This window comes from Microbacterium sp. NPDC055988 (assembly GCF_042269505.1).
Classification (GTDB): domain Bacteria; phylum Actinomycetota; class Actinomycetes; order Actinomycetales; family Microbacteriaceae; genus Microbacterium.
In genome coordinates this window covers 1-3,482 of record NZ_JBHJXY010000005.1, presented here as the reverse complement: position 1 = coordinate 3,482, position 3,482 = coordinate 1, and the positions used below count along the sequence as shown (strand labels likewise).

The 3,482-nt window shown below is 57.2% G+C and carries 2 rRNA genes; both read left to right on the top strand.

Going from position 1 to position 3,482, the window contains the following annotated elements:
- A 16S ribosomal RNA gene (locus ACFC14_RS18830) occupies window positions 1-1,061 on the top strand; the annotation flags it as partial.
- 300 nt (window positions 1,062-1,361) lie between these two features.
- Window positions 1,362-3,482, top strand: a 23S ribosomal RNA gene (locus ACFC14_RS18825); the annotation flags it as partial.

Genomic DNA, 3,482 nt, shown 5'->3' with positions numbered 1-3,482 from the left:
GAAGAAGCGCCGGCTAACTACGTGCCAGCAGCCGCGGTAATACGTAGGGCGCAAGCGTTGTCCGGAATTATTGGGCGTAAAGAGCTCGTAGGCGGCTTGTCACGTCGGATGTGAAAGCCCGGGGCTTAACCCCGGGTCTGCATTCGATACGGGCTAGCTAGAGTGTGGTAGGGGAGATCGGAATTCCTGGTGTAGCGGTGAAATGCGCAGATATCAGGAGGAACACCGGTGGCGAAGGCGGATCTCTGGGCCATTACTGACGCTGAGGAGCGAAAGCGTGGGGAGCGAACAGGATTAGATACCCTGGTAGTCCACGCCGTAAACGTTGGGAACTAGGTGTTGGCGACATTCCACGTCGTCGGTGCCGCAGCTAACGCATTAAGTTCCCCGCCTGGGGAGTACGGCCGCAAGGCTAAAACTCAAAGGAATTGACGGGGGCCCGCACAAGCAGCGGAGCATGTGGCTTAATTCGACGCAACGCGAAGAACCTTACCAAGGCTTGACATATACCGGAAAGCATCAGAGATGGTGCCCCCCTTGTGGTCGGTATACAGGTGGTGCATGGCTGTCGTCAGCTCGTGTCGTGAGATGTTGGGTTAAGTCCCGCAACGAGCGCAACCCTTGTTCTGTGTTGCCAGCATGCCCTTCGGGGTGATGGGGACTCACAGGAGACTGCCGGGGTCAACTCGGAGGAAGGTGGGGACGACGTCAAGTCATCATGCCCCTTATGTCTTGGGCTGCACACGTGCTACAATGGCCGGTACAATGAGCTGCGATGCCGCGAGGCGGAGCGAATCTCAAAAAGCCGGTCTCAGTTCGGATTGGGGTCTGCAACTCGACCCCATGAAGTCGGAGTTGCTAGTAATCGCAGATCAGCATTGCTGCGGTGAATACGTTCCCGGGCCTTGTACACACCGCCCGTCACGTCACGAAAGTCGGTAACACCCGAAGCCGGTGGCCCAACCCCTTGTGGGAGGGAGCTGTCGAAGGTGGGACTGGCGATTGGGACGAAGTCGTAACAAGGTAGCCGTACCGGAAGGTGCGGCTGGATCACCTCCTTTCTAAGGAGCATCTAGATTCCGCAAGGAATCCAGAGCCACTACGTCGGCAAATGTTCGACGGTGGTCAGCTCATGGGTGGAACGTTGACTATTCGGCACGACAGGTTGATCACTGCTAGTACTGCTTCGGCGTGGAACGTGGTGAGAGATCGGTCGGGCCGGGCACGTTGTTGGGTATCTGAGGGTACGGCCGATTGTGGCTGTCCTTCTGATCCGGCCCCAGTGAACTCATCCGGTTTCGGGTGGGGTGGTGGGTGGCTGGTCGTTGTTTGAGAACTGCACAGTGGACGCGAGCATCTGTGGCCAAGTTTTTAAGGGCGCACGGTGGATGCCTTGGCACCAGGAACCGATGAAGGACGTGGGAGGCCACGATAGTCCCCGGGGAGCTGTCAACCAAGCTTTGATCCGGGGGTTTCCGAATGGGGAAACCCGGCAGTCGTCATGGGCTGTCACCCGCTGCTGAACACATAGGCAGTGTGGAGGGAACGAGGGGAAGTGAAACATCTCAGTACCCTCAGGAAGAGAAAACAACCGTGATTCCGGGAGTAGTGGCGAGCGAAACTGGATGAGGCCAAACCGTATGCGTGTGATACCCGGCAGGGGTTGCGCATGCGGGGTTGTGGGATCTCTCTTTCACAGTCTGCCGGCTGTGAGACGAGTCAGAAACCGTTGATGTAGGCGAAGGACATGCGAAAGGTCCGGCGTAGAGGGTAAGACCCCCGTAGCTGAAACATTAACGGCTCGTTTGAGAGACACCCAAGTAGCACGGGGCCCGAGAAATCCCGTGTGAATCTGGCGGGACCACCCGCTAAGCCTAAATATTCCCTGGTGACCGATAGCGGATAGTACCGTGAGGGAATGGTGAAAAGTACCGCGGGAGCGGAGTGAAATAGTACCTGAAACCGTGTGCCTACAAGCCGTGGGAGCGTCGCTGGCAGCACTTGTGCTGTCAGTCGTGACTGCGTGCCTTTTGAAGAATGAGCCTGCGAGTTAGCGGTGTGTAGCGAGGTTAACCCGTGTGGGGAAGCCGTAGCGAAAGCGAGTCCGAACAGGGCGTTTGAGTTGCACGCTCTAGACCCGAAGCGGAGTGATCTAGCCATGGGCAGGTTGAAGCGGAGGTAAGACTTCGTGGAGGACCGAACCCACCAGGGTTGAAAACCTGGGGGATGACCTGTGGTTAGGGGTGAAAGGCCAATCAAACTCCGTGATAGCTGGTTCTCCCCGAAATGCATTTAGGTGCAGCGTCGTGTGTTTCTTGCCGGAGGTAGAGCACTGGATAGGCGATGGGCCCTACCGGGTTACTGACCTTAGCCAAACTCCGAATGCCGGTAAGTGAGAGCGCGGCAGTGAGACTGTGGGGGATAAGCTCCATGGTCGAGAGGGAAACAGCCCAGAGCATCGACTAAGGCCCCTAAGCGTACGCTAAGTGGGAAAGGATGTGGAGTCGCAGAGACAACCAGGAGGTTGGCTTAGAAGCAGCCACCCTTGAAAGAGTGCGTAATAGCTCACTGGTCAAGTGATTCCGCGCCGACAATGTAGCGGGGCTCAAGCGTACCGCCGAAGTCGTGTCATTCATACACATATCCTCAACGGGAGTATGGATGGGTAGGGGAGCGTCGTGTGCCGGGTGAAGCAGCCGCGGAAGCGAGTTGTGGACGGTTCACGAGTGAGAATGCAGGCATGAGTAGCGATACACACGTGAGAAACGTGTGCGCCGATTGACTAAGGGTTCCTGGGTCAAGCTGATCTGCCCAGGGTAAGTCGGGACCTAAGGCGAGGCCGACAGGCGTAGTCGATGGACAACCGGTTGATATTCCGGTACCCGCTTTGAAACGCCCAGTACTGAATCAGGCGATGCTAAGTCCGTGAAGCCGGCCCGATCTCTTCGGAGTTGAGGGTAGTGGTGGAGCCGATGAACCAGACTTGTAGTAGGTAAGCGATGGGGTGACGCAGGAAGGTAGTCCAGCCCGGGCGGTGGTTGTCCCGGGGTAAGGGTGTAGGACGCACGGTAGGCAAATCCGTCGTGCATATAGTCTGAGACCTGATGCCGAGCCGATTGTGGTGAAGTGGATGATCCTATGCTGTCGAGAAAAGCCTCTAGCGAGTTTCATGGCGGCCCGTACCCTAAACCGACTCAGGTGGTCAGGTAGAGAATACCGAGGCGTTCGGGTGAACTATGGTTAAGGAACTCGGCAAAATGCCCCCGTAACTTCGGGAGAAGGGGGGCCATCACTGGTGATCCGATTTACTCGGTGAGCTGGGGGTGGCCGCAGAGACCAGCGAGAAGCGACTGTTTACTAAAAACACAGGTCCGTGCGAAGCCGTAAGGCGATGTATACGGACTGACGCCTGCCCGGTGCTGGAACGTTAAGGGGACCGGTTAGCGTAAGCGAAGGTGCGAATTGAAGCCCCAGTAAACGGC